The 17,594-nt window shown below is 55.7% G+C and carries 11 protein-coding genes and 2 tRNA genes; 2 read left to right on the forward strand and 11 right to left on the reverse strand.

The genetic code is table 11. The features are described 5' to 3' along the window. Nucleotides 1-14 precede the first annotated feature (14 nt). From ACSYSS_RS04840 to ACSYSS_RS04860, 5 genes are all read right to left on the reverse strand, one after another. Complete coding sequence (locus tag ACSYSS_RS04840; RefSeq protein WP_491704227.1) at nt 15-1,196, reverse strand: glycosyltransferase family 4 protein; 1,182 nt, start codon at nt 1,194-1,196, stop codon at nt 15-17. Between the two features lie 402 nt (nt 1,197-1,598). Continuing rightward, nucleotides 1,599-2,612, reverse strand: coding sequence for a phosphatidylinositol mannoside acyltransferase (locus ACSYSS_RS04845; protein WP_491702946.1), 1,014 nt, complete (start codon nt 2,610-2,612; stop codon nt 1,599-1,601). A 138-nt stretch (nt 2,613-2,750) separates the two neighbouring features. Beyond that, the gene (locus tag ACSYSS_RS04850) at nt 2,751-3,404 is read right to left on the reverse strand and encodes a CDP-alcohol phosphatidyltransferase family protein (RefSeq protein WP_491702947.1); all 654 of its coding nucleotides are present in this window, start codon (nt 3,402-3,404) and stop codon (nt 2,751-2,753) included. A 29-nt stretch (nt 3,405-3,433) separates the two neighbouring features. Beyond that, nucleotides 3,434-5,491, reverse strand: coding sequence for a threonine--tRNA ligase (gene thrS, locus ACSYSS_RS04855; RefSeq protein WP_491702948.1), 2,058 nt, complete (start codon nt 5,489-5,491; stop codon nt 3,434-3,436). 440 nt (nt 5,492-5,931) lie between these two features. Further along, nucleotides 5,932-6,309, reverse strand: coding sequence for a winged helix-turn-helix transcriptional regulator (locus ACSYSS_RS04860; protein ID WP_491702949.1), 378 nt, complete (start codon nt 6,307-6,309; stop codon nt 5,932-5,934). A 146-nt stretch (nt 6,310-6,455) separates the two neighbouring features. Between ACSYSS_RS04860 and ACSYSS_RS04865 the strand changes: the two genes are divergently transcribed. Further along, complete coding sequence (locus tag ACSYSS_RS04865; protein WP_491702950.1) at nt 6,456-7,511, forward strand: zinc-binding alcohol dehydrogenase family protein; 1,056 nt, start codon at nt 6,456-6,458, stop codon at nt 7,509-7,511. 30 nt (nt 7,512-7,541) lie between these two features. Here ACSYSS_RS04865 and ACSYSS_RS04870 read toward each other — a convergent pair. Both ACSYSS_RS04870 and ACSYSS_RS04875 read right to left on the reverse strand, forming a co-directional pair. Next, nucleotides 7,542-7,617: transfer RNA gene (locus tag ACSYSS_RS04870), tRNA-Gly, on the reverse strand. A gap of 151 nt (nt 7,618-7,768) precedes the next feature. Further along, nucleotides 7,769-8,710: a cation diffusion facilitator family transporter gene (locus tag ACSYSS_RS04875; protein ID WP_491702951.1), complete on the reverse strand. Its 942-nt coding sequence runs from the start codon at nt 8,708-8,710 to the stop codon at nt 7,769-7,771. A 308-nt stretch (nt 8,711-9,018) separates the two neighbouring features. On the opposite strand from ACSYSS_RS04875, the gene ACSYSS_RS04880 reads away from it, so the two are divergent. Next, on the forward strand, nt 9,019-10,011 hold the full coding sequence (locus ACSYSS_RS04880; protein WP_491702952.1) for a D-2-hydroxyacid dehydrogenase family protein: 993 nt from the start codon (nt 9,019-9,021) through the stop codon (nt 10,009-10,011). Between the two features lie 221 nt (nt 10,012-10,232). Here the strand turns inward: ACSYSS_RS04880 and ACSYSS_RS04885 are convergent, their stop codons facing one another. The 4 genes from ACSYSS_RS04885 to ACSYSS_RS04900 form a co-directional block, all read right to left on the reverse strand. Further along, nucleotides 10,233-13,100 carry a cation-translocating P-type ATPase gene (locus ACSYSS_RS04885; protein ID WP_491702953.1) on the reverse strand — a complete coding sequence of 956 codons (2,868 nt, stop codon included), beginning with the start codon at nt 13,098-13,100 and terminating at the stop codon, nt 10,233-10,235. Between the two features lie 458 nt (nt 13,101-13,558). Beyond that, nucleotides 13,559-15,364 carry an ABC transporter ATP-binding protein gene (locus ACSYSS_RS04890; protein WP_491702954.1) on the reverse strand — a complete coding sequence of 602 codons (1,806 nt, stop codon included), beginning with the start codon at nt 15,362-15,364 and terminating at the stop codon, nt 13,559-13,561. A 16-nt stretch (nt 15,365-15,380) separates the two neighbouring features. Beyond that, on the reverse strand, nt 15,381-17,267 hold the full coding sequence (locus tag ACSYSS_RS04895; RefSeq protein ID WP_491702955.1) for an ABC transporter ATP-binding protein: 1,887 nt from the start codon (nt 17,265-17,267) through the stop codon (nt 15,381-15,383). A 216-nt stretch (nt 17,268-17,483) separates the two neighbouring features. Continuing rightward, nucleotides 17,484-17,556, reverse strand: a tRNA-Val gene (locus tag ACSYSS_RS04900). Between the last annotated feature and the right edge of the window lie 38 nt (nt 17,557-17,594).

Below are 17,594 nucleotides of genomic sequence, written 5' to 3' on the forward strand. Positions count from 1 at the left end.
ATTCTAAAGCGCTTTCACGACAAAACCCGTGCATAGACATCAAGTACGCGGTCGGTGACATTAACCCAATCATAGTCTAGAGAACGCCTATAACCAGCATCTTGCAAGGCTTTCCGACCCGCTGGGTCACCGAGCAAACGGCATATAGCGGCACCACAATCCTCACCTTTGCCGTTGGCGAACAGACGGGCGGCACGACCCTCGTCGGCTACGGCCTTGAAGGCATCTAGGTTGGAAGCGACCACGGCGCATGAGGCGGCCATCGCTTCGATGAGCACAATGCCGAAGCTCTCTCCACCCCTCTGCGGCGCCACATACACGCTTACCGAGCGGTAGAAGCTTGCTTTCTCGTTGTCATCGATGCGTCCCAGAAACTCAAAGTGACGGGCCAATTTACCGGTCGGGTCAGCAGCCTTGAGCATGTGGCGCCCATCCTCCTCACCATCACCTACGCAAAGAAAACGCGCATACGGATAGTTGCGTAGCACTGTCTTTGCGGCCTCGATGAATACATCGAACCCTTTCCGTGACTCCCCCATGCGCCCGAGGAACCCGATTGTTGGACTCTCCTGACTGCCTTTCCACTGAGGATTCACCGCAGCTCCGGCAAATTGCTCCACGTAAATGCCATTGGGGATGATGCTTACTTCGAGATTGCCGGGGGCGTACCGTTCCATGGTCCTCAGCGCCGCCGGACTGACACAAATACCGGCAGAAAGCGGCTTCAGATACTGCCTGAGGTAATCCCCGAAGACGCGCAACGCCAACGGGTAACGATCAAAGGCGGAATGGAATGTGCCCACAAATGGCGGGTGGTGCCGCATGGTGAGCGGCTTGTGGCTGAGTGAAGGCGTTTCCGGCTCGTGCAAATGCACAATGTCGAAATGGCCCTGCCGCACCCATTTGCGCGCCCGCGGCCCCACAACGCCGAAATAGCTGAGCTTGGCCACCGATCCATTGTAGGGAATGGAGAACGAAGAATCATTCGTGGTGACCCATAACGGCATCTCGGCAGTGCGCCGACCCGGGGAAAGAACCTCCACACTATGTCCACGTTTCATGAGTTCCATGGCAAAATCACGGATGTGAAATTGCACGCCGCCCGGCGTTTCAAAAGAATACGGCGAAATGATGCCAATACGGAGCTTACGACCGTGCAACGGGTCGTGGCCATGCCTAGCCTTGTGAGAATTCATCTCTTGATCCTGAGTCATTGTCACCATTCTAGCGGCACAGCGACACATCTCTAACATAACCGAACACGGAAAGACTCCACAATGCTACGGAAATGACCGGGATGCACATGCATAACTCTATACGCGCGCAAGCGCGTACATTTCAGTCACGCACGGCTCATATCACGACCAAACTGTACACACTTGAACCGGTGTAGGGAGAAATGGGTGCATTCCGGACACAGACCATCTCAGTTATGGATACCGGACTTTCGTTGTCCGAGCGGTACCCATATTCTTATGCTGAATATAAAAACGGGTACATTACAGTCGCATAATAGCTGATTAACGACCAAAATGTACCCACTTATCGATGTTCAACCAGCTAATGGGTACGAAACGGATAGATACGTACAATGGCGCCTATCGCTTCAACTCACTTCGCCGGGCATCACTGAGCTGTGAAACGATGCGATCAGGCACGTTCTTCAATCGGCTGAAATCCAAGTCCTCCAAGAAAATAGGCTGAAGCATATGCCAATCCTGCGGATGTGCCTTGATGGTCTTGGCCCACTCGCTCACCCACGCCTGGCTGATGGCATGAATGGCCTCCTCACGAGGCAGGGACCTCAAGGAATCGATGTCCAGAGGCTCACTGATATCGACCACATAACCTTGTGAGACGCCGGCAGCCTTCCGCCGCGCCCCATGCAGTCTCTCGCGGTACATGGTCACTACGATGAGCGGCAACCCAGTGTCGAGCGCCAATGTGGCAGGTCCCCTTGCCACGCGGATGGTGGAGCCGAATGCCTCCACGAATTCCCCATTCGGCCCTAGATCACGGTCGGCAAGCAGAGGAACAGTGACATGCGAACCATGCAAAATCTCTTCGAGCGTTTCCGTAAGGTTGCTCTGACCGGTGAGCAGCACGGTGATGTTCATGCGCTTGCGGATATCGATGAACGTCTGCAGCAGTTCGGGGTCATTCAATCGCTCGGCCACCGTGGTAACAGGGGCGAGCCTGTCCCCGGCGAGCAGTCCCTCGTAGTCCCAGTTGCCCAAGTGCCCTATGGCGATCGGCATGGAATGTCCCTCGTCATAGATGTAGTGCCGTGCCCACTGGTAACCGGGGCCTGTAGGGCGAGTACGGGCAAGCAAACGCTCGGTGCTTTGGCCTCCCACGGTCATGGCTTCCGCAAAATACGTGAAATATGAACGCATGCCCTGGTGCGAAACATGGCGCAATTGCCGCCTCGTCGGTTGATTGCCGCCGTTCGCCGAAGCAAGCACATGGTTCAGGTTGCGTTCCAGCTGCCTGACTCCCCCAAGCCCAAGCAGCCATACCACATCCGCGGCAAACAGGAACAGGCCGCGCAACACATGCTCGGGAACAATCCGAGGGTGCTTGGCCAAATACACGAGCAATCTGTTGAACATACCCTCACCTTGTTTCACCACTGACAGGCGCAATCATTGATTTACCCACCACCGATTCATTCTTTAAACGAATCAGCAGCGCACCATGGTGGGCTTATCGCATTGCTTCACACCAACTCGTAGACCTGTCGAAGGGACTCAGTCCCCGTCCGCCTTCATCTGCCGAAGGACCTCGAAGATGCGTTGGAAGACGGTGATGGTGCCGAGCACCGCAAGGATGACCTCGAAGACCGTCATGCACAGTGGGTTTGAGAAGATGCCGGCAAGCAGCATGCCCACCAGAATGATGACGAGCCGGTCGCTGCGGGTGGCCACGCCGTTCTTGGCCTCGTAGCCCACGGATTCGGCGCGGGCGCGGGCATACGAGGTGACGAACGAGGTCATGATGGCATAGAGCGTGGCCCCGATGCCGACCCAGCCCACAACGTCGGCCTGGGTCATGCTTCCCGCCTCAAGCGACATGCCGCCATGAAGCAGGAAATATAACACCACGGCGATGAGCACGGCCCAGTCGGCGATGCGGTCGAGCGTGGAGTCGAGAAATGCCCCGAATTTGGTGCCACCTGTGGTCAGCGCCGCCACCGAACCGTCAAGCGAGTCGAAGACCACGAAAACGGCAAGAATGAGCGAGCCAGGCACCAACCAACCGGTGATGCCGGTGGCGATGGAGACCACTATGGTGCCCAACGCTCCGATGATGGTGACCATGTCGGCAGTGCAGCCGACGGCCACCAATCCCTTGGCAATGGGTTGGATAAGATGCTTGAACCAGGGGCGTAATTTCTCTAGCATATTGGCTCCGTACTATTCCCGTTTACCCGTCACTCGGCGTTGGTCGAGGTGGCAACCTCTGCCGTTTGTGCGAAGTCGTCGGCGGAATTGACCTGAATGCGGGTCTTGATGGCCTTGAGAATCCTGGCCTTGGCCTCATCCTTCGGCACACCGTTGAGCTGGCTACCGTCGCGGAAGCGGAAACTGACGGCGCCCTTGGATTTGTCGTCCTCACCCACGATGAGGGTGAACGGCACTTTCGACTTCGAGGCATTGCGAATCTTCTTGCCGAAGCGGTCGTCGGAATAGTCGATCTCGCAGCGTACGACCTCTTCCTGCAAGGAGCCGATGAAGTCCTTGAGATAATCAGTATACTCGTCGGCAACCGGGATGCCGGTGACCTGCACAGGCGCAAGCCAAGCGGGGAACGCGCCCGCGTAATGCTCAAGCAGAATGGCAAAGAAACGCTCGATGGAGCCGAACAGGGCGCGGTGAATCATCACCGGGCGCTGATGGGAGCCGTCGGCAGCCACATACTCCAACTTGAACCGTTCAGGCAAATTAAAGTCGAGCTGAATCGTGGAGACCTGCCAGGTGCGACCGATGGCATCCCTAGCCTGTACGGAGATCTTCGGGCCGTAGAATGCGGCGCCACCCGGATCGGCCACGAGCTCCAAGCCGGAGTCCTTGGCGACCTCCTCAAGGGTGGATGTGGCCTCCTCCCAGATCTCATCCGAGCCAACGAACTTGTTCGGGTCCTTGGTGGAAAGCTCCAAATAGAAGTCGTTGAGGCCGAAGTCCTTCAGGACCTTCAAGACGAAGTTCAAAATGGACTTGAGCTCATCCTTCATCTGACCGCGGGTGCAGTAGATGTGCGAATCGTCCTGAGTCAAGCCGCGTACACGGGTCAGACCGTGCACCTCGCCGCTCTTTTCGTAGCGGTAGACGGTGCCGAACTCGAAGAGACGCAGCGGCAGCTCCTTGTAGGAGCGCTGACGGGACTTGAAGATGAGGTTATGCATCGGGCAGTTCATGGGTTTCAGATAGTAATCCGAGCCCTGGCGGGTGATGTTGCCGTTCTCATCGCGCTCCTCGTCCAGGTGCATCGGCGGGAACATGCCGTCCTTGTACCACTGCAGGTGGCCGCTGGTCTCGTACAGGCCGCCCTTGGTGATGTGCGGGGTCTGCACGAAGCTGTAGCCGGCCTTGCGGTGCATCTCGCGCGAGTAGTCCTCCATGGCGTTGATGACCGCGGCGCCCTTGGGATGGAAGACGGGCAGGCCAGGTCCGATCTCCTCGGGGAAGGAGAAGAGGTCCATCTCGGCACCGAGCTTGCGATGGTCGCGCTTGGCGGCCTCTTCCATGCGAGTCTGATAGGCCTTGAGATCATCTTTACTGGCCCAGGCAGTGCCATAGATACGCTGCATGGACGGGTTATGCTCGTCGCCGAGCCAATAGGCAGCAGCGGCACGCTCGAGCTTGAACGCCTTGATGAAGTGGGTGTTGGGCAGGTGCGGGCCCTGGCAGAGGTCCGTCCAGACGCGGTTGCCCTCACGATCGAGGTTGTCGTACATGGTTAGCTCGCCGAAGTTCGGCACCTCGGTGCCCACCGTCTCGTCGATCTCGTCTTCCTTCTTGTCGATGAGCTCAAGCTTATAGGGCTGCTTCGCTTCCTCGGCCTTGGCCTCATCCTTGGAGATGACGCGGCGGCGGAAGGACTGAGAGGACTTGATGATCCTCTTCATGTGCTTTTCGATCTCTTTGAGATCGTCGGGCGTGAACGGCTTTTCGACGTCGAAGTCGTAGTAGAAACCGTTCTCGATCGCCGGGCCGATGCCGAGCTTGGCATCCGGCCAAATCTCCTGCACCGCCTGAGCCATGACGTGCGTGGCGGAGTGACGCATGATGGCCAGACCGTCGTCGCTTTCTAGGGTGATGGACTCTACGGTGTCGCCGTCGCTCAGCGGCGTGTAGAGGTCACGGTTCTTGCCATTGATGCGCACCGCGATGATGTCTTTATCGTCAGAGAAAAGCTCGGTGCCGGTATCCGTGGCCGGTATCTCCTTCTTCTCGCCGTTCAATGTGATGGAGATGGTCTCTTCAGCCATGGTTGTCCTTTGCTTTCAGGGCCCGCGTTACGGGTGCAGGCCTGGACTTAACAATACAGTTCACCACGATATGGGCAATCGGAGACAATGCCGACGTTCATTGGCGTGCGTCGGTATGCATCAGGTGCATCGGCATTCATCCGCGTGCGTCGGCGCGCATCAGCATCCATCCGACGTTCGATCGGTCCAGATTCGAATCCCCCACAGCAAATGCCGTTTTCTGGCACTATCTGCCGGACTTCCATCTTCTTTCGGCAGATAGTGCCATTTTGTGTCACTTTGTGTCGGCTTTGATTATCTTGCCGACAAATAATGCCCGAATATGGCATTTTGTGTAGGCATCAATTCCCCAACCTACAGAATGTGCCGTTATTCGGCACTGTCTGCCGGAGTTTTAGCATATTTAGCCAAACTCCGACATATAGTGCCGGAAATTGGCACTATTTGCCGGAGATTGCGGCTTGGGCGTGCGAGGATTCCGGCGCATGGGCATCGTTGTACCGCCTGCCCCACTGCTCCAACGCCATAATGACCGGGCGCAGAGTCTCACCGAACGCGGTCAAACGATAGTCGGTCTTGGGCGGCATGATCGGGTAGATCTGCTTGACGATGACGCCATCATCCTCCAGCTCCTTCAGTTGGATGGCCAGCATCCGTTTGGAGCAGTCTCCCATCTGCCTCTGCAGCTCGCCAAAGTGCCAGACCGGCCGATGCATGAGATGATAGAGAATCACCGACTTCCATTTGCCGGAGATGATCTGCAGCGTACTTTCCACCGGGCATCCTTCAGCACAGTCGTAGATTTTGCGCTCAGCCATTATCCATCATCTTTCATCCAACGTGGTTTGCAATTTACTAGTGAATTATTCTTCACTAGTCACTGAAATTTCAGTATTGCACAATTTTTCATACTCCCTACGATAATCCATTGCATATCAACAACACAAGTCAAAGGAACACTGTTATGCCTCATACTTCGACCAATACCATGAAGGCCATCGGATTCACCCGGCACCTGCCAATCGACGATCCAGCCAGCCTCAAAACTTTCGAGACCGCCAAACCCACACCGACCGGCCACGACCTATTGGTGCGCGTTCACGCCGTATCGGTCAATCCCGTCGACACTGGCGTGCGTGGCGGCGGATCTCGCACCACCGTACTGAAAACTCCGAAAATCTTGGGCTGGGACGCAGTGGGAACCGTTGAATCCATCGGCAGCGATGTCACACTATTCACACCGGGCGAACGCGTCTGGTACGCCGGCTCGTTCAAACGTCCAGGTTCGAACAGTGAGTTTCAGCTGGTGGATGAGCGCATCGTGGGCCACGCTCCAAACACCCTTCATGATGCGGAAGCAGCAGCCACGCCATTGACCACGTTGACCGCATGGGAGGCGCTCTTCGAACAGATGGGCATCGATCCGGCGAAATACCAAGAAAACGCAGGGCACACTATCCTCATCGTCAACGGTTCGGGCGGCGTTGGCTCGATCGCCACCCAGCTGGCTCGCATGGCAGGCCTGCATGTCATCGCAACAGCGAGCCGAGCTGAGACCATCGACTGGGTCAAGGCCCACGGTGCCGCTGAAACGGTCAACCACCGAGCCGATCTGGTACCTCAAGTACGCGCACTTGGCCACCGCTGGGTGGACTACATCCTGGAACTCAATGATTTGGACGGCCATTTCAAGGAGATGGCCGAACTCATTGCCCCAAGTGGTTCCATCGTCTCCATCACCGAAAACCGGAGACCGGTCGACCTCAAACTGCTGACCCGCAAGAGGGCGCGCTTCGCCTGGGAATGGATGTACACCAAGTCGTTCTATGAAACTCCCGACATAATCAGCCAGCATGAGATCTTGGAACGAGCTGCGGCACTCATCGCCAACGGCGAGTTGCAACACACTATGACCCACGAATTGAGGGGAATCACCGCCGCAAACCTGCGTGAAGCACACCGTTTGGTGGAAAGCGGGCATACGACGGGCAAAGTCGCCATCAGCGGCGATTTTATCTGATGAAACAGAAAAATTGCCAAAGAAAACCAATGGAGCGGACAACGGGACTCGGACCCGCGCTCTCGACCTTGGCAAGGTCGCGCTTTACCAACTAAGCTATGTCCGCAAACACAACAATAGAGGAGCATACAGCACTACGAAGAATCATGCAACCCTCGGCGTGGCACACCAACCGAACAACGAGCCATGCATCACAAACGACTGTTCGTAGTATAAATCCGACACTGTATGCCCTTTGCCACCAAGCGGATCCTCGATTATGCCTGCTCGCGGTAGAGGTCTGGCTCCACATAGATCTCGAAACGGTAGAACGGCAGCGCGGCACGTACGCTTGCCTCGATCTTGTTGACGGTCTCCACGTCGTAGTCGCGGTCAAGCTTGGAAGTCTGCACCTTGACGCATAGGAGGATGTCGTCCTCGGCCATGTGCATGGCCTGCATGTTGATGAGCCGTTCGACACCCTCAGTACTTTCGACCGCCGAACGGATGCGGGCGAGCATTGTGGGCTCCACTCCCTCACCAAGGAGCAACGACCCCGATTTGAATGCAAGCGCCACAGCACCGACCAAGAGCACCACGCCGACGAGAAGACCGCCGAGTGCATCCCATATCTCATCGCCTGTCGCCAAGGCGATGCCAATGCCCAAACCAGCAAACACCAAGCCGACCAACGCCAAGGTGTCCTCCATCATCACCGAAGCCAATTCAGCGCTCTTGGTGTGCCTCCAGAAATGAAACAGACCACGGTTTTCGACATCCAAACGTTTCATGCGTTCCCGAGCCTCACCAATGGAAGTATGCAGACCGGTGCCTTCCATAACAGCTGAAACAACGACGACTGCCAACGAAGCGAGCAATTCCACGGACTCCACATGATGGTCTCCGGTGCCGTTCACCATGCCAAGCAATTTGCTGCCGCTCTGTGACAGGGAAAAGAGACCACCGACAAAGAACAGCAACGTGGCAACGAGGAACGAGGCCAGGTATTTCGCTCGATACAGGCCGAAGGGGTGGCGGGCATCCGATCTACGTGCAGCCCTCTCCCCAACCATGAGCACCAGTTCGTTGGCGCAGTCGGCGATGGAATGCACAAACTCCGAGATCATGGCCGCCGAACCGGTGAACGCCGCCGCCAATCCTTTGGCGCAGGCCACACCCACGTTCGCAAGCAAAGCCGCCTTGACCGACTGGTTAGCCATAGATTATGTCCTTCCATACAAAATACGTCGATTACATACCATGATAGCCTGCAACACCGCTGCCCATGACGAATCGCATCCATGGGCCCTTTCTCCGCCTTTGCCAAGCTCCGACAGATAATGCCATAAAACGGCACAATCCGCCGGTGCCGACGAAAACACCGACATATCATGCCACTTTTCGGCACTACATGTCGGAGTTTTAGCACATTCGGCCAAACTCCGACAGATAATGCCATGAGCCGGCACTACATGACGGAGTTCAATGAAAACACTTACATTCCCGCGTAGCGCTTAGACTGAACGGCATGAATTGCATAGCAACGCAGACCGAACGCAAGGATCTGCCATTAGTCGTCATCCCTTCTGTGGCCACATCGATGGTCTCGCCGCTGGAGCAACAGCTGACGAACCTTGAGAATGTGGCCCGAGTACGCCTGTACACCGATACCATCACAGATGAGGACGAATTCGCCGCACGATGCGAAGACGCGAGCGCCGTCATCGTGATCGGTTTCCACATTTCCGATTCTCTGCTGGAACGCCTGGCAGGGCACGTTCGCTGCTTCATTTTCGGAGGCACAGGAGTGGCCAGCTACATCAACCTCGATCGGTGCGCCGCGCTCGGCATCAGGGTATGCAACACGGTTCATTACGGCGACTCGTCGGTGGCGGAGTTCGCGTTCGCGCTGATCATGGAAATCGCAAGGCACGTCGGCTCCCTAAATGCCTCGGTACACTCGGGATTGTGGGAAGGCTCGGACGGCTTCGTCCTAGAAGGCAGAAAACTCGGGATTGTGGGCTTCGGAGGCATTGGCCAGGCCATGGCGCGTATAGCCCATGGATTCAACATGAACATTCTGGTATGGAATTCGCATCTGCATTCTGACGCTGTGAAGAAATTCGGCGTGGTGCCTGTGGACACACTTTCGGAGCTATTCTCACTGTGCGACATCGTCAGCGTTCATCTGCCGCTGAACAACACCACGTCTGGAACCATCACCGCAAAGGACTTGAAGAGCCTCAAGCCCGGGGCCATGCTCATCAACACGGCCCGTGCGGAGGTCATCGAGCCCGGAGCCCTTGCCGCCCGCCTAAGCAACGGCGACATCTATGCCGGCCTCGACGTATTTGACACCGAACCACTCCCTGACGATGACCCACTGAGAACGATGAGGAACGTTGTTCTCACGCCACACGATGCCTGGCTCACCGATCAGGCGTATGCCAACATCGCCGTGCAGCTCATGCAATCGACCCGTTCGTTCTTCACAGGAAGACCAATCAACGTGATGGCGTGAAAATGGCTTGGCTGGAATCTCCCTACGTAATGAAAACAAGCGGAATAAGCGAATGATGAAAACGCTGATTTTTGAACGTTTCCATCATTCTGCTTCATGTCGAAATGGTATCGTCGTGCCTTAAGTAGGGAGATTGACGAACCGCTCACCTAAATCTGCAAACAAACATGCCTGTTGCGCCTACCTATTCGGACATGGCATGTCGTAATAGGTAGCGCAATCTACTTCCTCACACGGTGAGCCAGCCAAGAACGGATGAGCTTGTCACCTTCGCTGAGAATCAGCACGGTGCATGCGAGCATCAGGCAGAACAACCACTGAGTCACCGAAAGGGGAACGACACCAAGCACACCCGCCACAGCCGGAATGTACATGGCCGCGGCATGGATGACCAGCGCGGCAACCGCTGCGATCATGAGGAACGGGTTCTTCGCCGGGCTGAGGCGGAACACCGAGACCGTCTCGCTACGCGCGCTCATCGACATGAAGAAGTTGAACAGCACCAACAACGTCAGCGCCACAGTCCGTGCCATGGTCACGTCCCCACCACGGCGAATCATCACGTCAAACGTCACCAGCACGCAGATGCCCATATACAGGCCGCACAGGGCGGTGCGAATCCACATCGTTCTTGAGAACAGGCCTTCACGTGGGTCGCGCGGCGGTCTGCTAAGCTCATGGCCGTCGCCGGGCTCGAAGGCCAAGGCGATGTCCTGCACGCCGTTGGTGACGAAATTGATCCAGAGCATCTGCAGCGGCATGAACAGCATCGGCATGTCTGCCAGCATATTGACAGCCACGGCAAGCATGGCGGCGAACGCTGTGGAGAGCAGGAAGAACGCCGAGCCACGAATGGCCTTGAACGTCACCCTGCCTTGAGTTATCGCCTGGATGATGGTGATGAAATTGTCGTCCGTAAGCACCACGTCGCTGGACTGTCGGGCCACGTCCGTGCCTGATTCACCCATTGCAATCCCCACGGAAGCAGCCTTGAGCGCTGGCGCATCGTTCACACCGTCGCCGGTGACCGCCACCACATTGCCGGCATCCTGGAGCATCTCCACGATGCGCAGTTTGTCTTGAGGGGAAACTCGAGCCGCAATCGAAGTCTCATTCAAACGAGCCTTGAGCACCTCGTCGCTCATATGCCCCATTTCAGCGCCGGTAATGGGATGATCGGTATGGGTCAGCCCCAGCCGTTCGCCGATGGCCCTGGCTGTGAGCGGGTGGTCGCCGGTGATCATCTTGACGTCGATGCCGGCATCGTGGCACTGAGCTATGGCTTCCTTCACTCCTTCGCGCGGCGGGTCGATCATGGCCTCCAAGCCCAGGAACGTCATACCACTCGGCTTGGCGAAGGCCTGAGTCGACTCGTCATAGTGCGATGCCGCCACCTCATCGGCACTGAACTTGCGTTCCGCCACGGCAATGACCCGTAGCCCTTCGCCGCCCAGCGTTTCGTATACGCTGTCGACAGCCTGCACATCCAAAGGCACAACCGAGTATGCCGCAGAATCCTCTTGCCTTGCGAGCATGGTCATGCACATCTGTGCCACACTATCCGGGGCTCCCTTGACGTACTGCGTCAGGCTACCGTCAGCATTGCGACGCACGTTCACAGAATATTTCAGTTCAGGCTCATAGGGTACTTCCACAATCGAAGGGAGCGCCAGCTCCTCTGCACCTACGGCTCCCGCTTCGTCAGCGGCACGAGCCATGGCCATATCCACGGCGTCGCCGCTATACACGGTGGCGCAGTGCTCATCCACACTACGCCGCGCCTCGTTCGTCATCGCTCCGGCTTTGAACAGCCAACGCAATGCTGCCGCATGATCAGAGACATGTGCCTCGTCACCTGAGGCAAGATCGATGGGATCGCCCGCACCGATCGTCGCCATCACGACAGTCATACGATTCTGGGTGAGCGTTCCTGTCTTGTCGGACCCGATCACAGTGGTGGATCCAAGCGTCTCAGCCGCCGGAAGTGTACGCACAATGGCGTTGTGCTTAGCCATACGAGACACCGCCAGGGCCATTGCCACGGTAAGAACCACAGGCAACGCCTCAGGCATGGCCGCCACAGTGAGAGAAACGGCAGAAAGGAAGGAGTCCATGACATTGCCGTTGATAATCGACCCTCCGACGAAAACGAACACAGCCACAAGCACGACGGCAATCGAAATGCCTGTCTCCACGCGATGCACGATGCGTTCCAAAGGGGTGGGCGTGTCGGTGTCATTGACCAATTCATTGATGGCGCCGAGTTCCGTGTCCTCACCGGTAGCCACCACCACTCCGCGACCTCTGCCGCTGGTGACCATCGTGCCAGAGAATGCAATGCACCTCTGATCGCCCAGAGAGGCATCCTGCGCAGCTTCTTCAACGGTTTTCGCGGCATCGTCACTTTCGCCGGTCAGCATGGCTTCGTCGATACGCAGATTCGTGACCTCAATAAGGCGCAGATCGGCAGGCACCCTGTCTCCGCTTTCAAGCGTCACAACGTCTCCCGGCACCAATTGTGCGGCGTCTACACTGCGCACCTCACCTTCACGCACCACTCTGCAGGTGAGCGCGGAAAGCGAGGCAAGGGAATCGACGGCATTGCCGGCTTTGATTTCCTGATAGAAGCCGATGATGGCATTGAGCAGGAGCACCACGAAAATCGCGGCTGCATCCACAACATGTTGCAGCCCTAACGTGACGAAGCCGCACACAATAAGCACGGCGATAAGAGGGCTCTTGAACTGCTCAAGAAACAGCATCCACTTTGGTTTGCCTTCGTTTTGCGCCAATTGGTTGGATCCCCATAGCTCCAGCCTGCGAGCTGCCTCGTCATCATTGAGGCCGATGGCATCGGTGTGCAGTTCCTCCAACGCCTGCTCGCCGCTGATATGATGCCATTGCTCATCTGGAACGCGCATCAACGGGTCGCTCGCCGTAAACGCTTCTGCACTATCTATAATGCTGTGAGGCCGCAGACCTTTCCCGCTCATGCCGCCGTTCACCGTTTCCTGCGGCATGGCTGTCCGTACATCACTTACGTTGTCTATCTGATTGTTCTGATTTGCTATATTCTTTCCTATGGTCATACGTATGCTGGCCCTTCTCAATCGGTCAGTTTATGGCATTATTACCCAACAATTACAAAATTTACACAGCAGGTTCGCTGTTGCGCCCGCCGAAACTTCCTTAACTTCAAGATTAGGCAATATTTGCACAACGCGCCACACCATGTGGCAATCAAGCGCTCAGCGAACTTCGCCCCATAGCCAACTGAGCAACCACCTTCCTCCATGCTTCGTTGCAAGACCTAAACATGTCAATTGCCCCGCAGAAACCGACACCTTCCGGCGATTGCTGCGGGGCAATTCGGACACTTCCCGCATATACCGACATCTCCCGTCGGCTTATGCGGGGCCCATCTCACTCCTCCCACAGGAACCGAGAGAAAATGTCCATAAGCGGTGTTCTCACATCGAACCCCCGCAGTTATTGACGCTGTATATCCATAACTGCGGGAATTGATGGAACACGGGAAATTCTGGCCTTACTCCTGTGAACCGCCTTCGACACGAACCATGGCATACTGAGATTCATACAGCCGATAGTAAGCGCCCTTCCTCTTCAGCAGTTCCTCGTGCGAACCGTGCTCCACAATCTGACCATGATCGATGTAGAAGATCTCATCTGAATTCTCAATGGTGGAGAGTCGGTGCGCAATGATGAAGCTCGTGCGACCTTTCAGCAGATGCTTGAGCCCAGCTTGAAGCGCCTCCTCGGTGCGAGTGTCGATATTGCTCGTGGCCTCATCGAGAATGAGGATTCGAGGATCGGCTAACAAGACTCTGGCAAATGAAATAAGCTGACGCTGGCCGGCAGATAGCGTTGAACCACGTTCCTCCACCTTCGTCTCATAACCATCCGAGAGCTCCATGATGAACTCGTCGGCATGCACGGCCTTGGCAGCCTCACGAATCTCCTCATCGGTGGCATCGAGTTTGCCGTAACGGATATTGTCTTTGATGTTGCCGGAAAAGATGAACGTATCCTGCAACATAACGCCCATCTGCCGGCGTAATGAATTCAAGGTCACATCACGCACGTCGTATCCATCGATGGTCACGGAGCCTTCGGAGACATCATAAAACCGCGAAAGCAAGTTAATGATGGTGGTCTTCCCGGCACCGGTGGGGCCAACCAACGCAATGGTCTTGCCCGGTTCTACATGGAAGTCGACAAGGTTGAGGATGTTACGGCCGTCCTTCTCATAGCGAAACACCACGTCGTTGAAGTCCACCTTGCCACGAATCTGCGGCAATTCGATGGCATCGGGCTTGTCCTGAATCTCGGGGACGATGTCGAGCGTCTCGAAAATGCGCTCGAGATAGGCTGAGCAGGTGATGAGCTGATTGTAGAAGTTGCCGATGTTGATGACCGGGTTCCAGAAATTGTTGGCATAACCAACAAAGGCGATAAGCACACCTGTACTCACAGACACACCGCCGAAGTTCATCACACCCACGTAGTAGATAAACGCGATGGTGGCTGCGGAGATGGTCTGCACACCCGGCCACATGAGGTCCTGCAGATGGACGGCGTGCATCCAGGAAGTCCGCACCGAATCCTGTTGTTGCTGGAAGGTGACGTACTGTTTCTTCTCCTGAGCAAAGGTCTGCGTGGTCTTCACTCCTGCTATGGACTCATGTATGTAGGCATTGAGATTGCTCTGCTTGTTGGAGAGCTTCTGATATGCGTGACGCTGCAGCACTTGCAGCACGCGCACCCAGATAATGAGCAGGGGAAACAGCACCAGACTCCACAGCGTGAGTTTCCAATCGATGAAGAACATGACAACCAAGGTGATGATGAACGTGAACACGTCCGCAATGACATTGATCAATCCCGAGGAGAGCGTGTCGGAAAGGGTGTTGACATAGTTCACGACTCGCACCAAAATCTTGCCGTGCGGACGTGAATCAAAGTAACTGAACGGCAGCTTCTGAATGTGCGTGAAAATGTCACGGCGCATGTCCTTGAGCACGAGCTGGCCCACCCGCGTGATCTCCATTGTACGGTATCTCAAGCCAAGCTCAAAAACAACGATGAGCACAGCAAAGATTCCAGAAAGCACACCGAGCTGTCGCAAGTCCTTGTTCGGTATGGCGCTGTCAATCATGATTTTGATGAGATACGGGACAGTGACGTCGATGCAGCTCATGCCAATCACCACAACCAGGATGCGAACCACCCGTGGGAGGTAGGGCTTGAGATACGCCGCGACTCGGAAGATGTCGTGGAAGTTGATTTTTTCGTCAAGTTCTTCGTCTTCACGATATGTATTACGTTGTGCCATTGTTTTCTCGCCCCTTTCAGTTCTCGAAGCCCTGTGACTGGCCGGACTGCAGCCCAAGTTGCTTGTGATATATCTCCCAGTACCGTCCGTGGGCGGCCACCAGACTTTCGTGGTCTCCACGCTCCACGATGCGGCCATGCTCAAGCACGAGGATGAGGTCCGCGTCTTTGATGGAGGAGATTCTGTGGGCAATGGTCACAATCGTCTTACGATTGGTAAGGTTCTTCAGGTGCTCCTGGATTTCGGCCTCAGTCTCCATATCGACGGCGGAGGTGGTGTCGTCCATGATGAGGATGGCTGGGTCATCAGCAAGGGCACGCGCCAAGCTCAGACGTTGTTTTTGGCCGCCGGAAAGTCCCACGCCTCGCTCACCCACAATGGTGTCATAGCCTTCAGGCATGGAACGAATGAAATCATCAGCGCCTGCAATGCCGGCCATCTGACGGATGTAATCGTCGGAACGCACCGGGGCATTGAGACCCCGACGATCGGCACCACGCCCACTGACTCCGCTGACACCAAAGCCGATGTTATCTCCAATGGTGTCGGAGAAGAGGAAGGTATCCTGAGCCACAATGTTAACCTGGCTACGCAGTGTGGCCAATGGCCAGTCACGAGCGTCGATGCCGTCTATGATCACATGGCCTACGGTCGGGTCGTAGAAGCGTGCGATAAGGTTGACCAACGTGGACTTGCCGGAACCGGTCTCTCCTAAAATGCCGAGCTTGGAGCCGGCGGGGACGAAGAAATCAAGATCCTTGAGAATTGGGGTCTGTGGGTCGTCTGGGAATGCAAAACTGACGTGGTCAAACCTGATCTCGCCACTGATCCTATCCGGGCTGGTCTTGTGCCCACCCACCTGGGATTGAATGGCAACGGCCTGTTTGACCGATTCCCGGGCGTCAGGCTTCTCCACAATCTTGGACTTTGATGTCAGCAGCCTACGAATCTTGATGCAACTGGCATTGAAGTGCTCCCAATCGTTGATAAGCCATCCCGACTGGCGCACCGGTCCATCGATCATCCAGAGGAAGCTGTTGAAACTGACAAGGTTGCCTAGTGTCATGTTGCCCTTGATCACAAGGAATCCACCGAAGCCCAATGTGATGAGCTGCAACGAGAAGCCCAATCCGTCGAGCCAGGGCATATAGCGCCTGGAATTGCGTGCGGAATCCATGTTCTTGTCCATGTAGTCATCGTTGCGTTGGTCGAATTTTTCGGTCTCGTAGCCTTCACGGACGAACGCCTTGACCACACGGTTGCCCTCGATGTTCTCTTCGACCATGGAATTGAGGTCGGCAAGGGAATTGCGAATGGCATAGAAGATCGGATTGGCATGCTCGGAAAGCTGGCGCACAACAAAAAACAGGAACGGGGTGGTGCATGCCAGCGCCAATGCCAGTTTCCATTCAATGGAGAACATGATCGCAAGGGAGGCAACGAACATGACCAAGGCATCAAGCATCTGATAGGTCACCCAACTGACGAAATGACGAATGGCATCGGTGTCGGATGTCATACGGCTCATGATGTCACCGTTTCGTGTGTGATTGAAGTAGGTGAAGTCAAGCTCATGAAGTTTTTCATATTCGTCGCTGACAAGCCGGAAGATGGTATTCTGACCAAAACGCTCCATCCACATCTGGTAGCCATACCGGGAACCCACACGCACCAACGTGACGACCACCATGAACATACAGATGCGTGTCAGCCTGTCTACGTGGTGTTGCGTGATGACCTGATCTACCAACGCGCCGGAGAGCAACGGCATGATCATGGCCATGACGTCGTTTACGATGAACAGGGCCAGCGCCCCGACGATGCGCGGCAGATCTGGCCGGCAATACGACCAAATCCATTTGAGGTTGCCAGACTTTTGATTATGAGCCGGATCCACATACATCGAAAGTTCTCCCGATTCTCCACCAGATTTTCGGCTATTCGTTGCCGTTGCACGATTCGTGGTTTAAACGCCCGTATCTCCTTCAAAGGAGAAGCGCAATGCCCGATTGCCAAACCTTAACAATTCAATTGTAGAATAGGAATACACGTCTTCAACCTGAATGTGCGGCGTGTTGAACAATACAGACAATTTCAATCCATTATGGCTTAATTCATGTGGGTGATGCTGGAATCGAACCAGCGACCCCTTCCGTGTGAGGGAAGTGCGCTAACCGCTGCGCTAATCACCCGTAATTCAATCACTTGAGTCGAAGTCTCCTCCGATTCG

The organism is Bifidobacterium sp. ESL1118 (genome assembly GCF_058505595.1).